Below are 24,246 nucleotides of genomic sequence, written 5' to 3'. Positions count from 1 at the left end.
AGCCTTAGTGTTTTTTCATTGTAGCTGTGAATCTGCTTGAATACCGAATTTTTCAAAGAAAGCAGTTCGTTCTTCTATGATGGCATCGGTCGGATGTTTGATATTCCGTAAGAGCTCAACAAGGTCCGGCGTGACTTCACGGAGCAGTTGCCCTAAAGACCAGATAGCCGTTGCAATATGAATCTGATTTTGCGAGGTTTCGATGATGTTCAGGAGCTTAGGGATGGCTGAGCGGTCATTGGCATTGGCTAGTGCGATAATTGCATTGCGTTGGAGGATATTCTTGCCTCGCCAGCTTCCAGCAACATGCCCGAATTTTTCCTTAAATTGTCCGTTAGACAGTTCAATAAAGGGGATCAACTCTGGATGAGCCAGATCAGGATCGATTTCTGTTGCCAAGGGATTATCCAGCCCTTTGTTATAAGGGCAGCTAATCTGACAGATGTCACATCCATAGATGACCGTTTTAATTTTCTTGCGAAATTCTAGGTCCATCATGCCCTTATCTTGGGTTTGGAAGGACAAACAGCGTTTGGCATTCATAGAGCCGTCCCCGATTAAACAGGAGGTTGGGCAAGCATCTAAACAACGTCGACAGTCTCCACAACCATAGTCGACTGGCTGATCTGGTTCGATTTCGAGATTGGTAATCAATTCCCCCAGAAACATGTAAGAACCGTATTCTTTTGAAATGACCAAGCCATTTTTTCCGATAAAGCCAATCCCTGCTCGTTGGGCGACGGCCGTATCTACTAGTGCTCCAGTATCGACCATGCCCTTGTATTCAAAATCTTGCGTCATTTCTTCAATCCCAGCAGCTAAGCGGTTGAGCTTGTCTTGAAGGACATAATGGTAGTCTAACCCCCAGCTGTTGGGAGTGAATTTTCCTCTTTTATAGGCTGTTTTTTGAGGTTGTTGCTTGAGTTTGTGGGGGTAGGCGACAGCGATTGAGATGATGGTCTTGGCGGAGGAGAGACTTAATTTGGGGTGGATGCGCTCTTCAATATTCTTATGCTCGAATCCAGAATTCCGTCCTTCCTCAACGGCCAAGCGGAGCGATTTTTCCAAATAAGCGAAGTCATCAGCAGTTGTAAATCCAATTTTTGAAATCCCAATAGAATGCGCCAGTTGGATAATGTTTTCTTTTAGTGTCATCCCTTTCATTATACACAAAAATAAAGTTTCTGGCGAGAGAGGAAAATGATAGAAAGGGCTTTCAAAAACTTTCTTTTTTTTGTATAATAGAAACATGAAATGCGAGGAGGATATTATGGGACAACCATTATTTTTACATTCAGTCATGCAGGAAAAAATTTGGGGAGGAACTCGTCTGAAAGAAGAATTTGGTTACGAAATTCCGAGCGACCATGTCGGTGAATTTTGGGCGATTTCAGCCCATCCACATGGAGTTTCTAAAGTAGCCAATGGTCCATACGAAGGAATGGGATTGGACCAGCTCTATCAAGAACATCGGGAATTATTCGGTAATCGTAAAGAGCCTGTCTTTCCTTTATTAACAAAGATTTTGGATGCTAACGACTGGCTTAGTGTACAGGTGCACCCGGATGATACCTATGCCATGGAGCATGAAGGAGAACTTGGGAAAACCGAGTGCTGGTATGTGATTGCGGCTGACGAAGGATCAGAGATTATCTATGGACACAATGCCAAGTCAAAAGAAGAACTCCGCCAGCAAATCGAAGATAAAAACTGGGATGCCTTGCTGACAAAAGTTCCGGTCAAGGCTGGAGATTTCTTCTATGTGCCAAGTGGGACCATGCACGCGATTGGATCTGGAATCTTGATTCTTGAAACACAACAGTCGAGTGACACTACCTACCGGGTTTATGATTTTGATCGCAAGGATGATCAAGGAAACTTGCGGGAGCTTCATCTAGAAAAATCAATTGATGTGTTAAACATCGGTGAGCCAGCTAATAGCCATCCAGATATAGTTGTTGTTGATAATCTTCGAATGACCACCTTGGTTGCCAGTGATTTCTTTACGGTTTATAAGTGGGAACTTACTGGAAAAGCTAATTTTGAAAAGACTGCTGATTACAGCTTATTGAGCGTCTTAGCCGGAGAAGGGAAATTGACTGTAGATGGAAAGGATTATCCTATTCAAAAAGGAAGTCACTTTATCTTGCCAAGCGATGTTGAATCTTGGAATTTGGAAGGGCAAGGTTTAGAATTGATCGTGAGTCACCCATAAAAAAAGAAAGGGTTTGAGTTAATGCTGTGGAGTGACTCAAGCCTTTTTTTATCTGGTATAAAAATTTTTTAAAAAAATTCTTGACTCTGACCTAAGGGGAGGGATTATACTATCCTTGTAATACTCTTCGAAAATCTCTTCAAACCACGTCAGCGTCGCCTTACCGTATATATGTTACTTACTTCGTCAGTTCTATCTACAACCTCAAAGCAGTGCTTTGAGCAACCTGCGGCTAGCTTCCTAGTTTGCTCTTTGATTTTCATTGAGTACAAGGAGGAAATCATGTACCATATCAAAAAAGCTGCAGAGCTGTCGGGTGTCTCTATCAAGACCTTGCACCACTATGATAAGATAGGACTTCTAGTCCCTGTGAAATCTGAAAATGGTTATCGGACATACAGTCAAGAAGATTTAGAACGATTACAGGTGATTCTCTACTACAAGTATCTAGGATTTTCCTTAGACCAAATAGCAGAACTCTTAGCCAAAGAAAAATCTAACTTATTGCCCCATTTGACCAAACAGTTGGACTATTTGACTCAAAAAAGGCAACATCTGGATACCTTGATTGCCACCTTGCAAAAAACCATTCAAGAACAAAAAGGAGAAAGAAAAATGACCATTGAGGAAAAATTCACTGGATTTAGCTATCAAGACAATCAAAAATACCACCAAGAAGCAGTAGAGAAATATGGTCAAGAAGTCATGGACCAGGCTCTCGAGCGCCAAAAGGGGCGTGAAGATGAGGCTACGGAAGTCTTCAACCAAGTTTTTCAAGCTTTGGCTCAAAATCTCAAAGATGGACTACCCGTATCAGCAAATGAAAACCAAGATCAAGCCGCCAAACTTTTAGACGCGATTCGAACGTATGGATTTGACTGCTCTATAGAGGTTTTTGGCCATATCGGCAAAGGCTATGTCTATAATCCAGAATTCAAGGAAAACATCGACAAGTTTGGAGCTGGCACAGCCCAGTACACTTCGGATGTTATTGCCTTTTATGTCGAAAATCGAGCAAAATAAAAAAGTGAGAGTGGGACAGAAATCGGTAATTCGTTAGAATTCGATTTCGTCGTCCCACCTCCGCACAGTTGAGTAGGGCTGTAAAAGCTGATGAAATCAGCGTAGTAGAGCCCACTCAACCACTGCGTCTTGCTCGACAATCCAAAAATAATTGAGAGGCTAGGATTTTTGTCCCAGCCTCGTTTTTTGCTGGATCAATTTGAAAAGAAGCGGACCGATCTAAGAGAGCTTGAATGAATGACCACAATGAAAACTTTATGAAAATTTCATAATTTTGGTTGACAGTCTTGAAAAAAAGGAGTAGAATAACCCCTGTTTTATGAAAAGAGGCAGGGAATTCCCGGCCTCATGATCTTTTTTTCAAGGAGTTTTTTATGTTTTCAACATTGAAAAAATGGTTTATTGGCCGTCCGTTGAAATCTGGTGTAGAAGGTGAAGGCGGATTGCTAGGGAAAATGCAGGCCTTGGCCATGCTCTCTAGTGACGCACTTTCTTCTATTGCCTATGGTCCAGAGCAAGTTATCTTGGTCTTGATGACCGTATCAGCGGGAGCCATTTGGTGGTCCATTCCGATTGGGATTGTGGTCCTGGTTCTTCTAGCTAGTTTAACGATTTCTTATCGTCAGGTCATTCATGCCTACCCTCAAGGGGGAGGGGCCTACATGGTGACTACGGAGAATTTGTCTCCCAAAGCGGGATTGATCGCTGGTGGCAGTCTCTTGGTCGACTACATGCTGACAGTAGCGGTATCTGTTTCTTCCGGTGCAGATGCCATCACGTCAGCGATTCCATCTCTTCATCCTTATAATCTTCACATTTCCATTTTGTTGGTCTTGATTTTGATGCTGATGAACCTTCGGGGACTGCGCGAATCGGCCACATCGTTGATGATTCCGGTCTACCTGTTCATTGTCAGTACTATTGCCTTGATTGGCTATGGTGTGATCCAAATTTTGACGGGCCATTTGGCCTATAACGCAACTGCTCATGTGGGTCAAACCATTTCAGGGGTTAGTGTCATTCTCTTATTGAGGGCCTTTACAAGTGGATCAGCTTCCCTAACAGGTGTTGAAGCTATCTCCAATTCGGTTCCTTTCTTTAAGAAACCAAAAGCAAAGAATGCAGCTTCTACCTTGACCATTATGGCTTTGATTTTGGGGATCATGTTTGCAGGGATTACCTTCCTCAATTACTGGGTGGGTGTCGTTCCGGCTAAAGGGGTAACAACTCTAGCCCAAATGGCCCAAGCCATCTTAGGGAATTCCCCAGTTGGACAAGCCTTCTTTTACGTCTTCCAATTATCAACAGCCTTGATCTTGGCAGTTGCGGCTAATACCGGTTTCTCAGCCTTTCCAATGTTGGCCTTTAACATGGCAAAAAATAAATACATGCCACACATGTATATGGAAAAAGGGGATCGTCTGGGCTATTCTAATGGGATTTTGACCTTGGCGATTGGTGCCATCGTCTTGCTCTTGATTTTTGATGGGCAAACAGAAAGCTTGATTCCGCTTTATACCATCGGGGTCTTCATTCCTTTTGCCCTTTCTCAAACAGGGATGGTGATCCACTGGAAACGCCAATATCAAAAAGGATTTCTTAAGTATTCGCTTGCCAATATCCTGGGGGCAGCCATCTGTTATGGGATTGTCTTGATCCTCTTATTATTCCGTTTGCGTGAGATCTGGCCCTTCTTCCCTATTATTGGTCTCTTGCTTTGGATGTTCTTGAGTATCCGTAATCACTATGATAAAGTTGCGGCTCAATTGCGCTTGGGAGGTAAGATTGAAAAGACAAGTTATGCGGGCAATACCGTGATTGTCCTTGTTGGGAATGTCACTCAGGTAAGTGTGGGAGCTATGAGTTATGCAAATAGCCTAGGAAACGATGTTATAGCTATGCACGTCTCAACGGAAGAAACCAAGGTTAAAGATGCGGAAGTGGCGGAAGAATTTAAGCATTATTTCCCTCATATTCGCTTTGAAAATGTCATGACGAGTTACCGGGATATTATCCAGCCAACAGTTGAATTTGTCTCAAAAGTAGCTGAGGAGGCCAAGGAAAAAGGCAACACCGTTACAGTCTTAGTCCCTCAATTTATTCCTAAAAAACATTGGCAAAATATTCTCCACAACCAAATGAGTTTGAAATTGAAGTATGCACTTCGTTGGCATGAAGAAGTGGTTGTGGCAAGCTATTCTTACCATTTGTCTGAATAAACACCGTATATAGAAAAGATGTCTGCTTGAGCAGGCATCTTTTTGGATTTTCTTACACGAAAAAAACCACTCGAAAGTCTTGTAAGATACAGCCTTGATCTTGAAAAAATGTTTAAAAAATGCTAGAATAAAAAGAACATTTTAGATTTTGAAAAATTCAAAGTAAGGAAAAAAATGGCAAATTTATTAAAAACAATTATTGAAAATGATCGAGGCGAAATCAAACGCCTTGAAAAAATGGCTGACAAGGTCTTTTCTTATGAAGACCAAATGGCAGCTTTGACGGATGACGAATTAAAAGCGAAAACAGTTGAGTTTAAGCAACGCTACCAAGATGGTGAGTCTTTGGATGATCTCTTGTACGAGGCTTTTGCAGTTGTTCGTGAAGCTGCAAAACGGGTTCTTGGTTTGTTCCCATACAAGGTTCAGGTCATGGGGGGAATCGTCCTTCACCATGGTGACGTTCCAGAGATGCGTACAGGGGAAGGAAAAACCCTGACAGCCACCATGCCGGTATACTTGAATGCCTTGTCTGGCAAAGGGGTACACGTTGTTACCGTCAATGAATACTTGACAGAGCGGGATGCAACAGAGATGGGAGAACTTTACTCATGGCTTGGCCTTTCAGTAGGGATCAACCTTGCAGCAAAATCTCCAGCTGAGAAAAAAGAAGCTTACCTCTGTGATATCACATACTCAACCAACTCAGAGATTGGTTTTGACTACTTGCGTGACAACATGGTTGTGCGTGCAGAAAACATGGTTCAACGTCCATTGAACTATGCCTTGGTCGATGAGGTAGACTCCATCTTGATTGACGAAGCCCGTACTCCGTTGATCGTTTCTGGTCAGACAGCTTCTGATACGAGCCAGCTCTATCACATGGCGGATGCTTATGTGAAGACCTTGACAGAGGACGATTACATTATCGATGTCCCATCTAAAACCATCGGTTTGTCTGATTCAGGAATCGATAAGGCAGAAAGCTACTTTAATCTTGAAAACTTATACGATATTGAAAACGTAGCTTTGACTCACTTTATCGACAATGCCCTTCGTGCCAACTACATCATGATTTTGGATATCGACTATGTGGTCAGCGAAGATCAAGAAATCTTGATCGTCGACCAATTTACTGGTCGGACCATGGAAGGACGTCGTTATTCTGATGGTCTTCACCAAGCGATCGAAGCCAAAGAAGGTGTTCCAGTTCAAGAAGAAACCAAAACATCTGCGTCGATTACTTACCAAAACCTCTTCCGTATGTACAAGAAGTTGTCAGGGATGACAGGAACAGGGAAAACTGAAGAAGAAGAATTCCGTGAAATTTATAACATTCGCGTGATTCCAATTCCAACCAACCGTCCGATTGCTCGTATTGACCATCCAGACCTTCTCTACCCAAGCTTGAAATCAAAATTCAAGGCTGTTGTGGAAGATGTCAAGTCTCGTCATGAAAAAGGTCAACCAGTCCTAGTCGGTACCGTTGCCGTTGAAACCAGTGATTACCTTTCTCAATTGTTGGTTCAAGCAGGTGTCCCTCACGAAGTTTTGAATGCGAAAAACCACTACAAAGAAGCGCAAATCATCATGAACGCTGGTCAACGTGGTGCTGTTACCATTGCGACCAACATGGCCGGACGTGGTACCGATATCAAGCTTGGTGAAGGTGTTCGCGAACTCGGTGGACTTTGTGTCATCGGGACAGAACGTCACGAAAGCCGTCGGATCGATAACCAGCTTCGTGGACGTTCAGGACGTCAAGGGGATCCAGGTGAATCTCAATTCTACTTGTCTCTTGAAGATGAATTGATGCGTCGTTTCGGTTCTGAACGGATCAAAGCAGTGCTTGATCGCTTCAAGTTGAGCGAAGAAGAATCGGTAATCCGTTCAAACATGTTCACCCGTCAAGTAGAGGGTGCTCAAAAACGGGTTGAAGGAAACAACTACGATACCCGTAAACAAGTCCTTCAATACGATGACGTGATGCGGGAACAACGGGAAATTATCTACGCTGAACGCTATGATGTCATCACTGCTAACCGTGATTTAGCACCTGAAATCAAGGCCATGATCAAACGGACCATCAAACGGATTGTTGAAGGAGCCAGCCACTCAAGCAAGGAAGAACGCGTTGAAGCGATTCTGAACTTTGCCAAATACAATTTGGTTCCGGAAGATACGATTTCTGCAAGCGATATTGAAGGAAAATCTGACAAGGAAGTTATCGATTACTTGTATGCACGTGCAGAAGAAATCTATGCTAGCCAAGTAGCGAAATTGCGTGACGAAGAGTCTGTGCAAGAATTCCAAAAAGTCTTGATCCTTCGTGTGGTGGACAGCAAGTGGACGGACCATATCGATGCTTTGGATCAATTGCGAAATGCGGTTGGACTCCGTGGGTATGCGCAAAATAACCCAGTGGTAGAATACCAATCAGAAAGTTTCCGTATGTTTAACGATATGATCGGATCGATTGAATTTGATGTGACTCGTCTCATGATGAAAGCCCAAATTCACGAACAAGAACGTCCACGTACGGAACACAGTATTTCAACAACTGCGACGCGCAACATTGCAGCGCAACAACAAGATATTCCAGCAGATATTGACTTGTCACAAGTGAAACGCAACGATTTGTGCCCTTGTGGTTCAGGCAAGAAATTTAAAAACTGTCACGGACGTAAATTTTAAGAGCTCCTCTGAAATATAAAGAGGATGGGTCTAGCTAGCATAAGGAGGCCGTATGGTATTCATTACGAAGAGCAATAAGATTGATGAGCAAGAGATCACTTCGCTTTACCGCTTGGAAGGTCCAGCCTTGGAGCGTAAAGAAGCGCGTGATCGAGAATTGGAAGCTATTATCAAAGGAGAAGACCAACGGATCCTTCTTGTGATCGGGCCTTGCTCTTCTGATAATGAAGAAGCTGTGATGGACTATGCCCGTCGCTTGGCAGACTTACAAGAGCAAGTCAAAGATCAGATTTTCATTGTGATGCGGGTCTATACGGCTAAGCCTCGGACCAATGGGGATGGCTATAAAGGCTTGATGCACCAACCAGATACACATGCAGCACCAAGCTTTGTGGACGGTTTGAAAGCGGTCCGACATCTCCACTACCGTGTGATTACAGAAACTGGTTTGACAACTGCGGATGAGTTGCTTTATCCAGCAAGTCTTCCGTATGTTGAAGATTTAATTTCTTATCATGCCATTGGAGCGCGTTCAGTTGAAGACCAGGAGCACCGCTTTGTATCTAGTGGGATCTCTGCTCCGACAGGCATGAAGAATCCAACCTCTGGAAATCTTTCTGTCATGTTTAATGCGATTTATGCAGCCCAACATCCTCAAAACTTTTTGTTCAATGCCCAAGCAGTGGAAACATCAGGAAATCCTTTAGCTCATGCGATCCTTCGTGGAGGCTTGGATGCAAGTGGTAAGAATATTCCAAACTACCATTATGAAGATTTGCTAGCGGCAGCAAAACGCTATAGCGAAATGGGCTTGCAACATCCCTTCATCCTGGTGGATACCAACCATGACAATTCTGGCAAACAATTCGAAGAGCAAGTACGCATCGTGAGAGAAACCATGATGAACCGTGCTTGGAACAAGGATTTGGCAACTTTAGTTCGTGGTTTCATGATTGAATCCTATCTAGAAGATGGCCGTCAAAATGAACCAGTGGTTTATGGACAATCCATCACAGACCCTTGCCTAGGTTGGGAAAAAACACAGGCCTTGGTCAAAGAAATTGCAACGATGAATAAGTAAAAGGCAGGGGCGGAAGGAGTGATTCTTTAGCCCCTTCTCTTTTGTCAGTAAAAACGATACTGAAACAATAAATAAGGATAAAACAAGATGATCAAAGGACATGGCATCGATATCGAATCGATCGCTGCGATTGAAAAAGCCTATCAGAAGAATACTCGATTCGCTGAAAAAGTCTTAACCGAGGCTGAGCGAGAGCGCTTTGAGGAATTGTCTGGAAAACGGAAAATGGAATATTTAACGGGCCGATGGTCCGCCAAAGAAGCCTTTTCAAAGGCAATGGGAACAGGGATTGGACCAGTTGGTTTTCAAGATTTAGAAATTTTAAATGATGCCCACGGAGCTCCCTATTTTTCCAAGTCTCCTTTTTCTGGGAAGGTATGGATTTCGATCAGTCATAAGGGAGACCTAGTGTCGACCAGTGTCATTTTGGAGGAAGAAAATGAAAGCAAGTAAACATAGACCAACTGTTGCTAGAGTCGATTTGGATGCCATTGCCTTTAATGTGCAACAAGTCAGTGACCATATTCCAAGTCAAGCCTTGAAATATGCAGTCGTCAAGGCCAACGCCTATGGTCATGGGGTCGTTGCGGTGACCAAAAAATTGGCGCCTCAGGTAGATGGTTTTTGTGTTTCCAATATGGATGAAGCCCTCGAAATCCGTGAAGAAGGCTTGCAACACCCTATTTTGATTTTGGGAGTTGTGCCAAGTGAAACAGTGAATCTAGCCAAAGAGCATGACATCCGCTTAACGGTGGCGAGTCTTGCTTGGTTGGATCAATTGCTTGGACAAGAAGCAGATCTTTCAGGATTGAAGATCCATATCAAGGTGGATTCAGGAATGGGGCGGATTGGATTCCGAAGAATCGAAGATATCAAAGAGGCTGAACGCCTCCTCTTAGCAGCTGGAGCTGAAATTGAAGGGATCTTTACTCATTTTGCAACAGCAGATGAGGCAGATGATCGAAAATTTCAAGCGCAATACCAGTTTTTCAAAGAAGTATTGGCTGCTCTTGAAATCCTTCCTCCTATTGTCCATGCGAGTAATTCAGCCACTTCTTTGTGGCATGCGGATACGATTTTCACAGCTGTGCGCTTGGGAGATGTCATGTACGGTTTGAATCCGAGCGGATCTGTGTTAGCCTTGCCTTATGAAATCAAGCCAGCCTTGAGTTTGGTGAGTGAGTTAGTTCATGTGAAACAGTTAGAAGCTGGTCAAGATATTGGCTACGGAGCAACCTATACGACGGAAGAACCCCAATGGATCGGGACGATACCTATTGGCTATGCGGATGGTTGGATCCGGGAAATGCAAAATTTCCATGTGCTGATTAAGGGGGACTATTGTCCTATTGTTGGTCGCGTTTCGATGGATCAGATTACTGTTCGCCTTCCAGAAGAATTGCCTCTGGGGACCAAGGTTACCCTAATTGGCCGAGATGGAGAAAAAGAAATTACGGCAACAGAGGTTGCAGATTACCGTGGGACCATTAATTATGAAGTGGTCTGTCTCTTGAGTGATCGGATTCCTCGTGACTATACAGGTGAAGAATAAGAAGAAGCAGGTGGGATTTTCCCGGATGGGCCTGCTTTTTTATAAAAGAAAGGAGGAAAAATGAATCTACACCAACCCTTATCCGTACTTCCTGGAGTCGGTCCAAAATCGGCGGAAAAATTTAAAAAGTTAGGAATTGAAACCTTAGAAGATCTGCTCTTGTATTTCCCCTTTCGCTATGAAGACTTCAAAACGCGCAATGTTTTAGAGTTGGAAGATGGTGAAAAAGCCGTCATCTCTGGGGTAGTAGCAACACCAGCCAATGTCCAATATTATGGCTACAAACGAAATCGCTTGCGTTTTTCGATCAAACAGGGAGACCAGGTCATTGCGGTTAATTTTTTCAACCAACCCTATCTAGCAGACAAAATCGAGGTCCAGCAGACAGTGGCGATCTTTGGAAAATGGGACAAGGCCAAGGGGAGTTTGACAGGAATGAAGCTCCTGGCTCAAGTGGAAGATGATTTGCAGCCGGTCTATCGAGTGACACAAGGAGTGAGCCAAAACAGCCTGGTGAAATTGATCAAAATAGCGTTCGACCAGGGCTTGGACCAGCTTTTAGAAGAGAATCTACCCCACATCTTACGAGAGCGTTATCAACTCATGTCTCGTTCCCAAGCAGTGCAAGCTATGCATTTCCCTAAGGATCTAGCAGAGTATAAGCAAGCTCTTCGCCGGGTAAAATTTGAAGAGCTCCTCTTTTTCCAGTTGCAACTCCAAGTGTTAAAGGAAGAAAACCACGATGCCAGCCAAGGGATTTCCTTGGCCTGGAATCCAGAAAAATTAGCAGAACGAAAAAAACAGCTCCCTTTTGAGCTAACGCAAGCTCAAGAAAACAGCTTGAATGAAATCTTGACAGATATGGCTTCTCCTTATCATATGAATCGCCTCTTACAAGGGGATGTGGGAAGCGGGAAGACAGTCGTGGCCGGTCTTGCCATGTATGCAGCTATTAGTGCTGGTAAGCAAGCTGCCTTGATGGTTCCAACGGAGATTTTGGCAGAGCAGCACAAGGAAAGCTTGCAAAATCTTTTTCCAGATTTGCCAATTGCCCTTCTAACAGGAGGATTAAAGGCGGCTGAGAAACGAGAAGTCTTAGAAGAGATCGCCTCAGGAAAAGCCCAATTGATTGTGGGGACACATGCCTTGATTCAAGAGGGAGTTCACTACCAAGATCTAGGCTTGGTCATTATTGATGAGCAACACCGCTTTGGGGTTTCCCAGCGCCGTATTCTTCGAGAAAAAGGACAAAATCCAGACGTCCTGATGATGACGGCTACCCCTATTCCCCGGACCTTGGCTATTACAGCCTTTGGAGATATGGATGTGTCCATCATTGATCAGATGCCTGCGGGACGCAAGGAAATCATCACACGTTGGGTCAAGCATGAGCAGTTAGAAGTGGTCCTCGACTGGTTAGTCAAAGAACTTGGCAAAGGTTCTCAAGCCTACTTTATTTCTCCATTGATTGAGGAGTCAGAGGCGCTAGATTTGAAAAACGCCCTTGCCCTCCAAGAAGAGCTAGAGACCTTCTTTGGACAGCGAGCACGCGTTTCTCTGCTTCACGGGAAGATGAAAAGTGAAGAAAAAGATGCCATCATGCAGGCCTTTAAAGAGCACCAAGTCGATGTTTTGGTGTCTACGACCGTTATTGAAGTAGGAGTCAACGTACCCAATGCAACCGTTATGGTCATTATGGATGCAGATCGGTTTGGTCTTAGCCAACTTCACCAGCTACGAGGCCGGGTTGGTCGGGGAAACAAGCAATCCTATGCTATTCTAGTAGCCAATCCTAAGACAGATAGTGGCAAGCAGCGCATGAAAATCATGACAGAGACAACCAATGGGTTTGTGCTGGCGGAAGAAGATTTGAAAATGCGGGGTTCAGGTGAAATCTTTGGAACCCGTCAATCTGGGATCCCAGAATTTCAAGTGGCGGATTTGGTAGAAGATTATCCCATTCTGGAAGAAGCGCGGAAAGTTGCCAGCAAGATCGTAGCCACGCCAGATTGGCGCGAACACCCCGATTGGCATTTGCTCTCGCTTTATTTAGAAAAGAAAGAACATTTAGACTAAAATATAAAAAGGGAGTAGAGTGGAAATTCTTTGGATTCCACTCTACTCCCTTTAAGATGGCATTTTACGGGCTTTGTATCTTATTAATTGAACACGGGCTGCGGATTGTGTCAAAAAGATGAATCCTCCTAGAATCTTTTGGATTCTTCGTCGTATTCCCTATTTTGACTGTATCCGCTACGCCCTTTGTATCTTATTTTACCCTTCGATATAGTCTTTGAGTTCTTGTCCTTTTAGGCCGGCATTGAGGGCGATGAGGAGTTTGATGCGCGCTTTGGGTGCATTTAATTCTTTGATGAAAAAGACACCTGCTTGATGGAGTTGGACGCCTCCTCCTTCATATGCGTAGACGGGTTCAGCGATTCCATTGAAGCAACGGGATACTAAAGCGATTGGAAGGCCTGCATCTATAAGCTCTTGGAGTTTATGTGCCGTTTCTTTAGGGATGTTTCCAGCTCCAAAGGCTTCGATAATGAGACCATCCAGCTTTGAAAGATCCAGCATGTCCAGCAGATCGGATTTCATCCCTGCGTAGGTAGCAATGATCGGAACGAAACCATCGATGGTATCGAGATCAAAGCGCACCCTTGGCTCGGCTGTTTTAAAGAAGAGGATTTCCTTTTTCATGACCAAACCTAGTGGACCGTGGGTTGGTGTCTGAAAGGTACTGACATTGGTGGTATGAGTTTTGGTGACGTACTTAGCCGCATGAATTTCATCGTTCATGACGACTAAGACCCCTTTATCGCGTGCTTTTGGATCGGCAGCTACTCGAAGGGCTGTCAGAAAATTATAGACACCATCGCTTCCGAGCTCATTGGAGCTTCGCATAGCTCCTGTAATGACCACAGCAATCTCTGGTAACTCCATGGTATCCAAGAAATAAGCCGTTTCTTCCAGCGTATCTGTCCCATGAGTGATGACGATGCCGTCGTAGTTGTGGGCTTCCTCTTTGATTTTTTGATATAGAGCTAACATGTGACGGGGGGTCATTTGAGGGCTGGGAAGGTTGAAGAAGTCCTCTGAGGTGACTGCAATCCCTTCAATTGGTGAAGTAACTTGGGTCATGGGATTGACTTCATTGGTAATCACTGCCCCAGAGTCATCTGCCGCCATCGAAATGGTCCCTCCGGTATGTAGTGCTAAAATTTTCTTAAACATGTGAAGCTCCTTGGAATATGTGATATAATTTATTTTATCATAAAAAGAAAGAAACAGTAGACATGGAAATAAAAGCAGTCTTTTTTGATATCGATGGAACCTTGGTCAATGATAGTCGAGCGGTCCTAAAATCAACAGAAAAAGCCATTCAGTCTTTAAAGGAAGAAGGGATCTATGTAGGTCTTGCGACAGGTCGGGGACCGGCCTTTGTCAAACCGTTTATGGAACGCTATGGTTTTGATTTTGCAGTGACCTATAATGGTCAGTATATTTTGACCAAGGACCGCGTGCTGTTTACTAGCCCAATCGATAAAAAGAGTCTGCACCAACTAATTGACTATGCTCGAGAACACCGTAAGGAAATTGCTCTCGGTACCAAGGATGGGGTATTTGGTTCTCGGATCATGAGTTTTGGGATGAGTCCTATTTCAACCTGGTCCAGTCGCTTTGTGCCCCGTAAAATGGCCCGTACAGTCAGTCGAGGATTTAACAAAGTTGTCAGCAAGGTCGTCCCACAAGATCAGGACACCCTCTATGCACTAGCGCAAGAACCGATCTACCAAGTGTTGATCTTATCGAGTCCAGAAGAGACTGCAAAAATTGAAAAAGAGTTTCCGGATCTGAAATTCACACGGTCTAGTCCATTTGCAGCAGATGTCCTCAACCCAGGCATTTCCAAGTTAGAAGGGATCCGCATCGTTGGTCAGGAATTTGGCTTTGACATCGATGAAGTGATGGCTTTTGGAGATTCTGATAATGACTTAGAGATGCTGTCAGGTGTTGGCTTGTCTATTGCGATGGGAAATGGGACGACCAGTGTCAAGGCAATTGCCAAGCATACCACGACCAGTAATGGCAAGGATGGCATTCAAAAGGCCCTGCAACACTTTGGTATTCTCTCAGAGAAAGAACTCTTTCTTTCTAAGGATGATCACTTCAATAAGGTCAAAACCTTCCATGGTGTGATGGATGGGGAAACCCAGGAGAAACCAGTTGTTTGGCAGCCTCAAGACGCCCTTTATCGAACCATGTTCAAGCAAGAGGAGTTGGTTGAATTTGTCCGAGCAGCTAGCACAAGTGAGGAAGAATTTGACCGCTCGGTAGCAGCTCTTCACGAAGCCTTGGATAAGGCTGCAGATAAGGTTCGGAGCAAGCATCCAGCTGAGATCTCCATGGTAGGGCAGGTTGATGCCTTAATTGATACCCTCTATCTGACTTATGGTAGCTTTGTACTAATGGGAGTTGATCCTGAAGAGGTCTTTGAGATTGTTCACCGGGCCAATATGGGCAAGATTTTCCCAGATGGAAAGGCGCACTTTGATCCAGTAACCCACAAAATTCTGAAGCCAGATGATTGGGAAGAAAAATACGCCCCAGAACCAGCCATCAAAAAAGAACTCGATCGCCAGCTCAAGGCCTACGAAAAACATGCAAAACAAAAAGAAGCAAAAAAAGACAACTAAAAAAGGTTTGGAACAAAGGTTCCAAACCTTTTTTAGAATGTAGACAAACTATTTTTTACTAAGATAAGTAAAGTGCTCTACAAAGAAGTCGAAATATGTTCTTATTTTTAAAATTTATAAAAAATATTGAAAAACTTTCCACCGTGAGACAAGTGCTAGAAACACTATTGTTTCTAGCACTCGGGAGTTTTGAGACCTTAGGCTCAAAACTTAGTCATGGAACTTCGAAGAAGTTCGCTGACGTCCGTACTCACCTAAGGAAAGTTTTCAATATAACTTTTTCTTTCTTACATGGTTTTATCCTTATCACGTACTACTAGTAAGTCTACTTTGGCGTGGCGAAGGATATATTCTGAGGAGGATCCGACCATTAAACGTTCGAAGGCATTGAGTCCGGTAGCCCCGACCATAATAAGGTCAACCCCTTCCTTACTTGGGATATCATTGGCTAAGAGGACTTTTGGATTTCCCATTTCTACAACAGTCACAACATTTTGAACGCCGACTTTTTCAGCACGTTCCTTGTAGCCCTTGAGCAATTCGTTGGCTTCTTCTTGCAATTCTTCGTAGACCTCAGCATCAAAAGTTGAGACGCTTTGAAGGGCACGGGTATCGATGACGTGGGCAATAGTCAATTTAGAGCCGTTGCGAAGAGATACATTAACCCCTTTTTCAAAGGCTAATTCTGCTTCATGGGAACCGTCGACAGCGACCATGATGTTTTCATATTTTTGAGACATAATCCTACCTCCTTATAGCTTGAAAACATGGATAGAATAGAAGGTAACTCTATTCCTTATACACTTATATTTTATCCCTTTTAGGCTAGAATGTAAAGGTAAAGTCTCGCTTTTTCTAGTATATTTTTGCTGAATTTTTAAAGTCCTCGGTTTGTACTCTATTTCAACTAGTGGTATAATAGAGATAATTTCGTGAATCGAGGCAGAATATGAAGGAATATAATAAATCAAGCAAACTCGAACATGTCGCTTATGATATTCGTGGTCCAGTCTTGGAAGAAGCCATGCGCATGCGAGCAAATGGAGAAAAAATTCTCCGTTTGAATACAGGGAATCCTGCTGAATTTGGCTTTACAGCTCCAGATGAAGTTATCCATGATTTGATCATGAATGCGCGTGATAGTGAAGGCTATTCAGACTCAAAAGGAATCTTTTCAGCCCGCAAGGCTATCATGCAGTACTGCCAGTTGAAAAAAATTCCAAATGTGGATATTGATGATATTTACCTTGGGAATGGAGTGAGTGAGCTGATCGTCATGTCCATGCAAGGACTGCTCGACAATGGGGATGAAGTCTTGGTTCCCATGCCGGACTATCCTCTTTGGACAGCAGCCGTCAGCCTAGCTGGTGGGAATGCGGTTCACTATCTTTGTGATGAAGAAGCAAACTGGTATCCAGATATTGAAGATATCAAGTCGAAAATCACCTCAAACACTAAGGCTATCGTTGTCATCAACCCGAATAACCCAACAGGTGCCCTCTATCCAGATGAGATCCTGCTTGAGATTGTAGAGATCGCTCGTCAAAATAACTTGATCATCTTTGCGGATGAAATTTACGATCGCTTGGTCATGGATGGTGAAAAACACACGGCTATCGCAAGTTTAGCGCCTGATCTCTTCTGTGTGAGTATGAATGGCTTGTCAAAATCTCACCGGATTGCCGGTTTCCGTGTTGGTTGGATGGTTCTGTCCGGACCAAAGCATCACGTGAAGGGCTATATCGAAGGCTTGAACATGTTGTCCAATATGCGTCTTTGTTCAAATGTCTTGTCTCAACATGTTGTGCAAACCTCTCTTGGAGGCTACCAATCCGTGGATGAACTTTTACTTCCAGGTGGTCGAATTTATGAACAACGGAACTTTATCTACAAAGCCATCAATGATATTCCAGGCCTCTCAGCTGTTAAGCCAAAGGCTGGTCTCTATATCTTCCCTAAGATTGATCGGGACATGTACCGCGTGGATGATGACGAGCAATTTGTTTTAGAGTTCTTGAAGCAAGAAAAAATTCTCTTGGTTCATGGCCGTGGCTTTAACTGGAAAGATCCAGATCACTTCCGGATCGTTTACCTTCCACGTGTCGATGAGTTAGCTCAAATTCAAGAAAAAATGACTCGTTTCTTGAAGCAATACAAACGTTAATTAGATAAAGGATTGAAGAGGAAAGTCTTCAATCTTTTTTTTGATTCATTTTATAAAATCCATGTCATCGAAACGACATTTTTCTGAATTGCGCATAATTGTAGAAAAAATAAATAATTTTCAGATAATTTGTTTGAAATTCCCACACTTATATGATATACTTGAGCTGACTATATGCGAGGTTTATTATGGCAAACTTATTAGAAAAGACACGTAAAATTACATCCATCTTGAAACGGACTGATGAACAGTTGCAGTTCGAGATGCCTTATAATGATATTGCCCAGCAATTAGCGGATATTATCCACTGTAATGCCTGTATCATTAATAGCAAGGGAACCCTTCTTGGTTATTTCATGCGTTACAAGACCAACAATGACCGGGTAGAAGCTTTCTTTCAAAATAAAAAATTACCAGAAGATTATGCCAAGGCAGCTAGTTTAGTCTACGATACAGAAGCTAATTTAGATGTGGACCATGATTTGAGTATCTTTCCGGTCGAAACCAAGTCTGAATTTCCTGATGGCTTGACCACCATTGCGCCTATTCATGTTTCTGGGATTCGGTTGGGTTCCTTGATCATTTGGCGCAATGATAAACAGTTTGCGGATGATGATTTGATCTTGGTTGAGATTGCGAGTACCGTGGTAGGAATTCAAATGTTGAACTACCAACGCGAGGAAGACGAGAAGAATATTCGTCGTCGGACAGCGGTGAATATGGCTGTCAATACCTTGTCTTACTCGGAGTTGCGGGCTGTTTCTGCCATCCTTAGTGAATTGAAAGGAAATGAGGGACAGTTGACTGCTTCTATCATCGCGGATCGGATTGGCATTACTCGCTCTGTGATTGTCAATGCACTCCGGAAATTGGAGTCAGCTGGTATTATTGAAAGCCGTTCTCTTGGAATGAAGGGAACCTATCTCAAGGTGTTGATTCCAGATATCTTTGAGGAAATTAAGAAAAGAGATTACTAATGACTAAAGCCTTGATTTCAATTGACTACACTGTCGATTTCGTAGCAGATGATGGTAAGCTTACGGCAGGTGCTCCTGCACAAGCCATTTCTGAGACCATTGCTCAGGTGACCCAATTGGCCTTTGACCAAGGAGCCTATGTCTTTTTTGCCATTGATGCGCATGACGTAGAGGATCCATTTCATCCTGAAAGCAAGCTCTTCCCACCTCATAATATCATTGGGACCAGTGGACGTGATTTGTACGGCCCTTTGGCAGATTTTTATCAGGAGCATAAAGCGGATCCACGCGTCTTTTGGATGGATAAACGTCATTATTCTGCTTTTTCAGGAACGGACCTAGATATCCGCCTGCGGGAACGCCATGTAGATACCGTTATTTTGACAGGTGTCTTGACTGATATCTGTGTCCTTCATACAGCGGTTGATGCCTACAATCTCGGCTACCAGATCGAAGTCGTAGAACCTGCAGTGGCGTCGCTCACTCCTGAAAATCACCAGTTTGCCTTGAATCATTTTAAGCATGTCTTAGGGGCAAGCTTGGTAGACGACGCACTAGCTGTATTAGAAACTAAATAAGAAAACATTGTAAAAGAGGTCATAGACATTTGTTTAGGCCTCTTTTTTGGGGCCTAGAAATTGTCTTCCTCTCTTGAAAATGGTATTCTAATGGAAGAAAATAAGGGGGAGTTATGAGTAAAAAAGCTGTCGTGTTTTCAGCCAATCTGTCTTATATGGAAAAGTTGGAAACCGCTATGAAGTCACTGTGTGCCCATCAGGACCGGTTGAAAATTTATGTCTTAAATGAAGATCTACCAACTGAGTGGTTTACTATCATGAATCAGCGCTTGCGCCAGTTGGATTCAGAAGTGATCAATTGTCGGATGTCTCCCGAGCAATTCCAGTCCTTTTCGCTTCCAAGTGACCATATTCACTATGCGACCTATTTCCGTTACGCTATTCCAGAGATTGTGGAGGAAGAGCGAATCCTCTATTTGGATTGTGACATGATCTTTACACAGGATTTATCGCCTTTATTTGAGGTTGATCTAAAAGGTTATGGACTGGGGGCAGTGGTAGATAAGCCAACGACGATAGATGGATTTAATGCTGGACTTTTGGTGATTGATAAGACTTGGTGGCAAGAGCACCAAGTGACAGAGGCACTTTTTGACCTTACTCGTGAACACCATCAACATGTTTATGGAGATCAAGGAATTTTGAATCTGTATTTCAAAGATGCGTGGTTTCCATTACCTTGGACCTATAATTTACAAGTAGGATCTGATAAGGATCAGTACCTCTATGGGGACTTGGATTGGTATGAAGCCTTTCAAGGGATTCCTGCGGTCATTCATTACACTTCTCATAATAAACCATGGACCTCCAAACGCTTCAATCGTTTTCGGGAACAATGGTGGTTTTACTATGCCCTCTCTTGGGAGGAAATTTTGCTTCGAAAACCGATTTTGAAGCAAACCTATCAAGAGTTAGTGGGAGAATTTCCTTATCATGCTGCCATTTATACCCATACAGCAGATATCCACGAGTTGGAGACGTTGTTAAAAGAGTTGCCAGACGTAGCGATTCATGTCCTTGCCCATAGCCATTTTGGTTTTAATTTGGTGCAATTGGAACGCTACCCCAACCTCTTTCTTTATCCCTCTTTTGATCCCTTGACCAGTCGAAAGGTCCTAGAAAAATTGGATTTCTATCTGGATATCAATCCCTATGATGAGGTGGATCAGATGACGCAAAGGATCCATCAATTGGGCTTACCGATTTTCTCTTTTGAAGGAACCAATCATGTGGAGAATGGAGAGAATCAAGTGTTTGCGGATGATCAGGTGCAGGAGATGGTGGCAGCGATTCGCGATTATTTAAAGAGAAATGAGAAGAAGCATGGAAACAAATGAAGTAGTGAGTATCATCATTCCCATCTATAATGTAGAAGCTTATTTGAGACAATGTTTAGAAACGGTTATCCATCAGACTTACCCTCATTTGGAAATTATCCTGGTCAATGATGGTTCGCCAGACCAGTCAGAAGAGATCTGTAAAGATTTTTTTAGGAAGGATGCGCGCATCCGCTACGTTCGCCAAGAAAATGGGGGCTTATCTGCTGCTCGGAATACAGGGATTGAGCTAGCGACTGGGGATTACCTCACCTTTATTGATCCAGATGACTGGGTGACGGAGGACTATGTGGAAGTGCTCTATCGTCAACTTCAAAAGTATGATGCGGATGTTTCCGTAGCCAACTATAACCTCTATGATGACAGTAGTAGCAAATACTTGATCAAGGTAACGGATGATGATTATTCAGAGACTCTTTATGAGGGGAGAGAGATCATGGACCACGATGCCATCCAGGAGACCAGAGATATGGCCTGGGCTTGTGCCATGATGAAGCTCTATAAGCGTAGCTTATTTGAAGGGCTTCGTTTTCCAGTCGGAAAAAATGTCGAAGACAACTTCCTGATGTACAAGCTATTCTTAAAAGCCCATCGGGTAGTTCATACGGAGAAATGTATTTATTGGTATCGTGTGGGCCGTGCAGATACTCTGTCCCAGGTTTGGACAGAAAAGCGAGTCGTCGATGAGATGGAAGCTAAGCAGGAGAAGTTGGCTCTACTGGGGATGTTGGGCTATGATTTGACTTGGCATCGCTATATCTACAAAACGCGCTTGAAACGGGCCCTTGAAAAATTAGAGGAAGCAGGCTTGCAAGGGACAGAAACCTATGAGCGCGTGGTGACCAACCTCCGTTTTATTGAAACGATGGACTAACCCCTTATTGATGAGAAAGGATCAGCATGTTCATTATTGCATCAGAGCAGACCAGAGAGCTGGATCGTTTGCAAAAATACTTGGACAAACTTAGCCAGCCCTACCGAGTATTTGTGACCAATCTGGAAACAGATTTGGACCAACAGACAGAGAGTCTTGCGACCTTTTTTACCCAAAAAGACCCAGCATCAAAAATTGGAAAACCTTTATTTTTCAATGATCTAGCAGTTCCAGAATTATGGGAATGTTGGACACTAGGGATCACAACCTATCTTTTTGATGGTGAGGAACGTCGTGCCAACGTGGTTTTGCGAGAGGATATCTTGTCTCGAACAGTTGACAGAGTGGAATGGTTTGGTCAGGGAGAAGAGATCGTATCCATTGATGTCTACAACCGCTATGGCTGGAGAAGCAAACAGAGTCTCCTGACGGAAGCTGGCCAACCATATTTAGACATCTATTTGAACCGTCAACAAGAAGAAGTCTTGCTTCACTTTGTCTCACAAGGAACCTTTTTGCTTCAAACTCCTAAGGGACGGGATCGCCTGTATGCCAATAAGAAAGAGCTGCAAAGAGCTGTCCTAGAACAAGTCTTGCCGGAAGATGAAGCCGTTCTTTTGATGGACAAGGCATTGCTAGATGTTGTGAAAGAGAAACCAAAGGAAAGACTCGCCTACTGTGCCAGTGACGCGCATGATTTAGACGAGATCAAAGAACAAGTCAGTCAGATTTTGTTGGTAGAAGATGGTCTGTTGAGTGAGAAAATAGACGGAATCACAGTCTTGTCAGGGCTGGTAGATGTGGAGCAGGAAAGTTTTCAACCAGAAGCCATGGTTATGACGGCTTCTCAAGAGGTCGAAGGCCTATCTAGCCTGGTCCATCAATTCCCACAAGTCACCTTTCACATTGCTGCTTTGACGGCTATGGGGCCGAAATTAACAGACTTAGCGACTCGCTCCAATGTGCGCCTCTATCCAGGGATTTCGCTGGACAAATATGAGGACTTGTTATCCAGCTGCTCTATTTATCTGGATTGCAACCAGGGAGAAGAAGTATGGAGTAGTAGTCTTCATGCTCTTGAAAATGGGCAAGTCTTGTTTGGTTTGAAGAGTACGGTGCATCAGGAAACCTATAAAGACTTGAGCACGATCACAGATACAGTCGAAGAAATGGAACAGCAACTAGATACCTTGCTCCAGCATCCAGAAACCTATAAAGAATTGGTAAGAGAGCAAGCACGAATCTTGAAATTACCTGAAAAAGAAGCTTTGGAAGAGCTATTTAAGCGATTAGAGGGAGGTACAGCATGACCATTTATACCTTTAATCTATTAGTGGGATTTGAACCCAATGGGGTCGATGTTGCACAAGCTTCTCGGGCAAAGATGCTCCGGGGGCTAGGAGTAGCAGCGAAGTTTGTCTTTACCACTTGGCCCACTCCAGAAAAATTGGCCTATTACCTCTCATTGGGGCACCGGGATGAGGAACTGCTTTTTGCCCATTTAGCTTTTACGGATCAACAGACTACGGTCCCTCAAAAGACGGTAGGGGCCTTGCAAATGGAGTTTCAACTGACGCGTCTGGATGTTGTTGAAAAAACGGAAAGAGCCATTCGCTACCAATTTGCGGATGGAAACGCCTTGAGCTTTCATTTGGATCCCTATCATCCAAACTGTGTCCGCTATGTAGACTATCTTTTGGCTGGAAATAGAATCAAGCGAGAGTATTATGGAGCTTGTAAACTTGTCACAGAGTATTTTCAGTATGGTAGTGTTTTCAGACGGACCTATCACCATCAAGATGGGACTATCGCTTTTGAAGAATCGAGGTTAGGTGGACGCTGGCTCTATAAACTGGGGTCTGAGATTTTGACCAACCATACAGAAGTGATGAGACGTTTTTTGTCGCAGCTGTCGCTAAAAGAAGAAGATCTGATTCTGCTTGACCGGGCTTCGCGCATGGATTTTGCTCGCCCTTTGTTGGAGAAACCTGCTCCTTCAAAGCTCGCCATGGTGTTTCATTCGGAGCATGAATTTGAAAATGGCCATCTCAATTATGAATATTATTATGTGTTCAAGTATGCTAAACGCTTCGATTATTTCATCACGGCAACGGATCTTCAAAAAGAAGTCTTGGAGCAGACACTTGCTAAACAAGGATGCCAAGGAATTCCAATCTATAGCATTCCAGTAGGGCATCTAGAAGAATTGACGGAGTCACAAGGAGATCGACATCCCTATAGTGTGCTCACAGCTTCCCGCTTGGATCCAAGGAAACGAATCGATTTGGCTATTCGAGTAGTGGCTCAAGCAAAGAAACGACTCCCAGCCCTTCAGTTTGATATTTATGGGAAGGGAGGAGAAGCTGATCGTTTGCAGCACTTGATTCAGGAGCTTGCAGCACAAGATTATATTCACCTACGCGGTCATGCGGATCTGAAGCAGATCTATCCTTGCTACCAAGCCTACCTCACCACTTCTCAGTGGGAGACCTTTGGATTGACCTTGATGGAGGCGACTGGAGCAGGGTTAGCCTTGCTGGGCTTTGATGCCCGTTATGGCAATCCAACTTTTATAAAAGAGGGTGAAAATGGCTTTTTGGTACCTTATAGCGAGACAGTGCCAGAAGAACAATTGGTCAAAGAGATGGCAGACAAGCTGGTCCAGCTCTTTGAAAGTGACCTTGCACCATTTCATCAGGCTTCTTATAACTTGGCCTCTTCCTACCTCGCATCTCATGTCCAAGAACTCTGGAAAGAAACTCTAATAGAGATGGGACAATTAAGCGAAAAAGCAATATAAAATGAAGAATCTGTAGCGACAAAAAAGTCCTA

19 protein-coding genes are annotated in these 24,246 nt (G+C 43.6%); 16 read left to right on the top strand and 3 right to left on the bottom strand.

All coding sequences use genetic code 11. The features are described from left to right. Positions 1 to 15: 15 nt before the first annotated feature. On the bottom strand, positions 16 to 1,155 hold the full coding sequence (gene queG, locus LPB220_RS08805; RefSeq protein ID WP_070595412.1) for a tRNA epoxyqueuosine(34) reductase QueG: 1,140 nt from the start codon (positions 1,153 to 1,155) through the stop codon (positions 16 to 18). A 115-nt stretch (positions 1,156 to 1,270) separates the two neighbouring features. Between queG and manA the strand changes: the two genes are divergently transcribed. The 8 genes from manA (at position 1,271) to recG (ending at position 12,860) form a co-directional block, all read left to right on the top strand. Beyond that, complete coding sequence (manA, locus tag LPB220_RS08800) at positions 1,271 to 2,215, top strand: mannose-6-phosphate isomerase, class I (RefSeq protein ID WP_150906477.1); 945 nt, start codon at positions 1,271 to 1,273, stop codon at positions 2,213 to 2,215. 282 nt (positions 2,216 to 2,497) lie between these two features. After that, a complete protein-coding gene (locus LPB220_RS08795) occupies positions 2,498 to 3,238 on the top strand; it encodes a MerR family transcriptional regulator (protein WP_070466482.1) in 741 nt (246 codons plus the stop codon). A 374-nt stretch (positions 3,239 to 3,612) separates the two neighbouring features. Continuing rightward, positions 3,613 to 5,457 (top strand): APC family permease, encoded by a 1,845-nt coding sequence (locus LPB220_RS08785; RefSeq protein ID WP_061454957.1) that lies wholly within the window; start codon positions 3,613 to 3,615, stop codon positions 5,455 to 5,457. A gap of 174 nt (positions 5,458 to 5,631) precedes the next feature. Next, positions 5,632 to 8,151, top strand: coding sequence for a preprotein translocase subunit SecA (gene secA / locus LPB220_RS08780; RefSeq protein ID WP_021153773.1), 2,520 nt, complete (start codon positions 5,632 to 5,634; stop codon positions 8,149 to 8,151). Positions 8,152 to 8,203: 52 nt separating this feature from the next. Then, positions 8,204 to 9,232, top strand: coding sequence for a 3-deoxy-7-phosphoheptulonate synthase (locus LPB220_RS08775; protein WP_003014498.1), 1,029 nt, complete (start codon positions 8,204 to 8,206; stop codon positions 9,230 to 9,232). An 87-nt stretch (positions 9,233 to 9,319) separates the two neighbouring features. Further along, on the top strand, positions 9,320 to 9,685 hold the full coding sequence (gene acpS, locus LPB220_RS08770; RefSeq protein WP_003005615.1) for a holo-ACP synthase: 366 nt from the start codon (positions 9,320 to 9,322) through the stop codon (positions 9,683 to 9,685). Continuing rightward, positions 9,672 to 10,784, top strand: coding sequence for an alanine racemase (gene alr / locus LPB220_RS08765; RefSeq protein WP_150906475.1), 1,113 nt, complete (start codon positions 9,672 to 9,674; stop codon positions 10,782 to 10,784). The genes acpS and alr overlap by 14 nt, the downstream gene beginning before the upstream one ends. A 60-nt stretch (positions 10,785 to 10,844) precedes the next feature. Further along, positions 10,845 to 12,860 carry an ATP-dependent DNA helicase RecG gene (gene recG, locus LPB220_RS08760; protein WP_150906473.1) on the top strand — a complete coding sequence of 672 codons (2,016 nt, stop codon included), beginning with the start codon at positions 10,845 to 10,847 and terminating at the stop codon, positions 12,858 to 12,860. Positions 12,861 to 13,058: 198 nt separating this feature from the next. On the opposite strand, the gene LPB220_RS08755 is transcribed toward recG, so the two are convergent. Beyond that, positions 13,059 to 14,021 carry an asparaginase gene (locus LPB220_RS08755; RefSeq protein ID WP_150906471.1) on the bottom strand — a complete coding sequence of 321 codons (963 nt, stop codon included), beginning with the start codon at positions 14,019 to 14,021 and terminating at the stop codon, positions 13,059 to 13,061. Positions 14,022 to 14,083: 62 nt separating this feature from the next. On the opposite strand from LPB220_RS08755, the gene LPB220_RS08750 reads away from it, so the two are divergent. Then, positions 14,084 to 15,484, top strand: coding sequence for a Cof-type HAD-IIB family hydrolase (locus LPB220_RS08750; RefSeq protein ID WP_049473128.1), 1,401 nt, complete (start codon positions 14,084 to 14,086; stop codon positions 15,482 to 15,484). 287 nt (positions 15,485 to 15,771) lie between these two features. On the opposite strand, the gene LPB220_RS08745 is transcribed toward LPB220_RS08750, so the two are convergent. Next, on the bottom strand, positions 15,772 to 16,224 hold the full coding sequence (locus LPB220_RS08745; RefSeq protein WP_003008541.1) for a universal stress protein: 453 nt from the start codon (positions 16,222 to 16,224) through the stop codon (positions 15,772 to 15,774). Positions 16,225 to 16,433: 209 nt separating this feature from the next. Between LPB220_RS08745 and LPB220_RS08740 the strand changes: the two genes are divergently transcribed. From LPB220_RS08740 to LPB220_RS08710, 7 genes are all read left to right on the top strand, one after another. Then, entirely contained in the window at positions 16,434 to 17,648 is a 1,215-nt protein-coding gene (locus LPB220_RS08740) for a pyridoxal phosphate-dependent aminotransferase (RefSeq protein WP_021153766.1), read from the top strand. A gap of 188 nt (positions 17,649 to 17,836) precedes the next feature. Then, positions 17,837 to 18,625, top strand: a complete 789-nt coding sequence (codY, locus tag LPB220_RS08735; protein WP_024054997.1) for a GTP-sensing pleiotropic transcriptional regulator CodY — start codon at positions 17,837 to 17,839, stop codon at positions 18,623 to 18,625. Next, on the top strand, positions 18,625 to 19,203 hold the full coding sequence (locus LPB220_RS08730; protein ID WP_049484006.1) for a cysteine hydrolase family protein: 579 nt from the start codon (positions 18,625 to 18,627) through the stop codon (positions 19,201 to 19,203). Before codY ends, LPB220_RS08730 begins: the two co-directional genes overlap by 1 nt. A gap of 113 nt (positions 19,204 to 19,316) precedes the next feature. Further along, the gene (locus tag LPB220_RS08725; protein WP_070466469.1) at positions 19,317 to 20,540 is read left to right on the top strand and encodes a glycosyltransferase; all 1,224 of its coding nucleotides are present in this window, start codon (positions 19,317 to 19,319) and stop codon (positions 20,538 to 20,540) included. Beyond that, positions 20,527 to 21,414, top strand: coding sequence for a glycosyltransferase family 2 protein (locus LPB220_RS08720; RefSeq protein WP_150906469.1), 888 nt, complete (start codon positions 20,527 to 20,529; stop codon positions 21,412 to 21,414). Before LPB220_RS08725 ends, LPB220_RS08720 begins: the two co-directional genes overlap by 14 nt. A gap of 26 nt (positions 21,415 to 21,440) precedes the next feature. Next, the gene (locus LPB220_RS08715; protein ID WP_150906467.1) at positions 21,441 to 22,724 is read left to right on the top strand and encodes an accessory Sec system glycosyltransferase GtfB; all 1,284 of its coding nucleotides are present in this window, start codon (positions 21,441 to 21,443) and stop codon (positions 22,722 to 22,724) included. Next, positions 22,721 to 24,214: a glycosyltransferase gene (locus LPB220_RS08710; RefSeq protein WP_150906465.1), complete on the top strand. Its 1,494-nt coding sequence runs from the start codon at positions 22,721 to 22,723 to the stop codon at positions 24,212 to 24,214. The genes LPB220_RS08715 and LPB220_RS08710 overlap by 4 nt, the downstream gene beginning before the upstream one ends. Positions 24,215 to 24,246 lie beyond the last annotated feature (32 nt).

This window comes from Streptococcus sp. LPB0220 (assembly GCF_008727815.1).
Classification (GTDB): Bacteria; Bacillota; Bacilli; order Lactobacillales; family Streptococcaceae; genus Streptococcus.
Note: the sequence above shows the minus strand (reverse complement) of the source record. Positions and strands in the feature narration are given on the sequence as shown.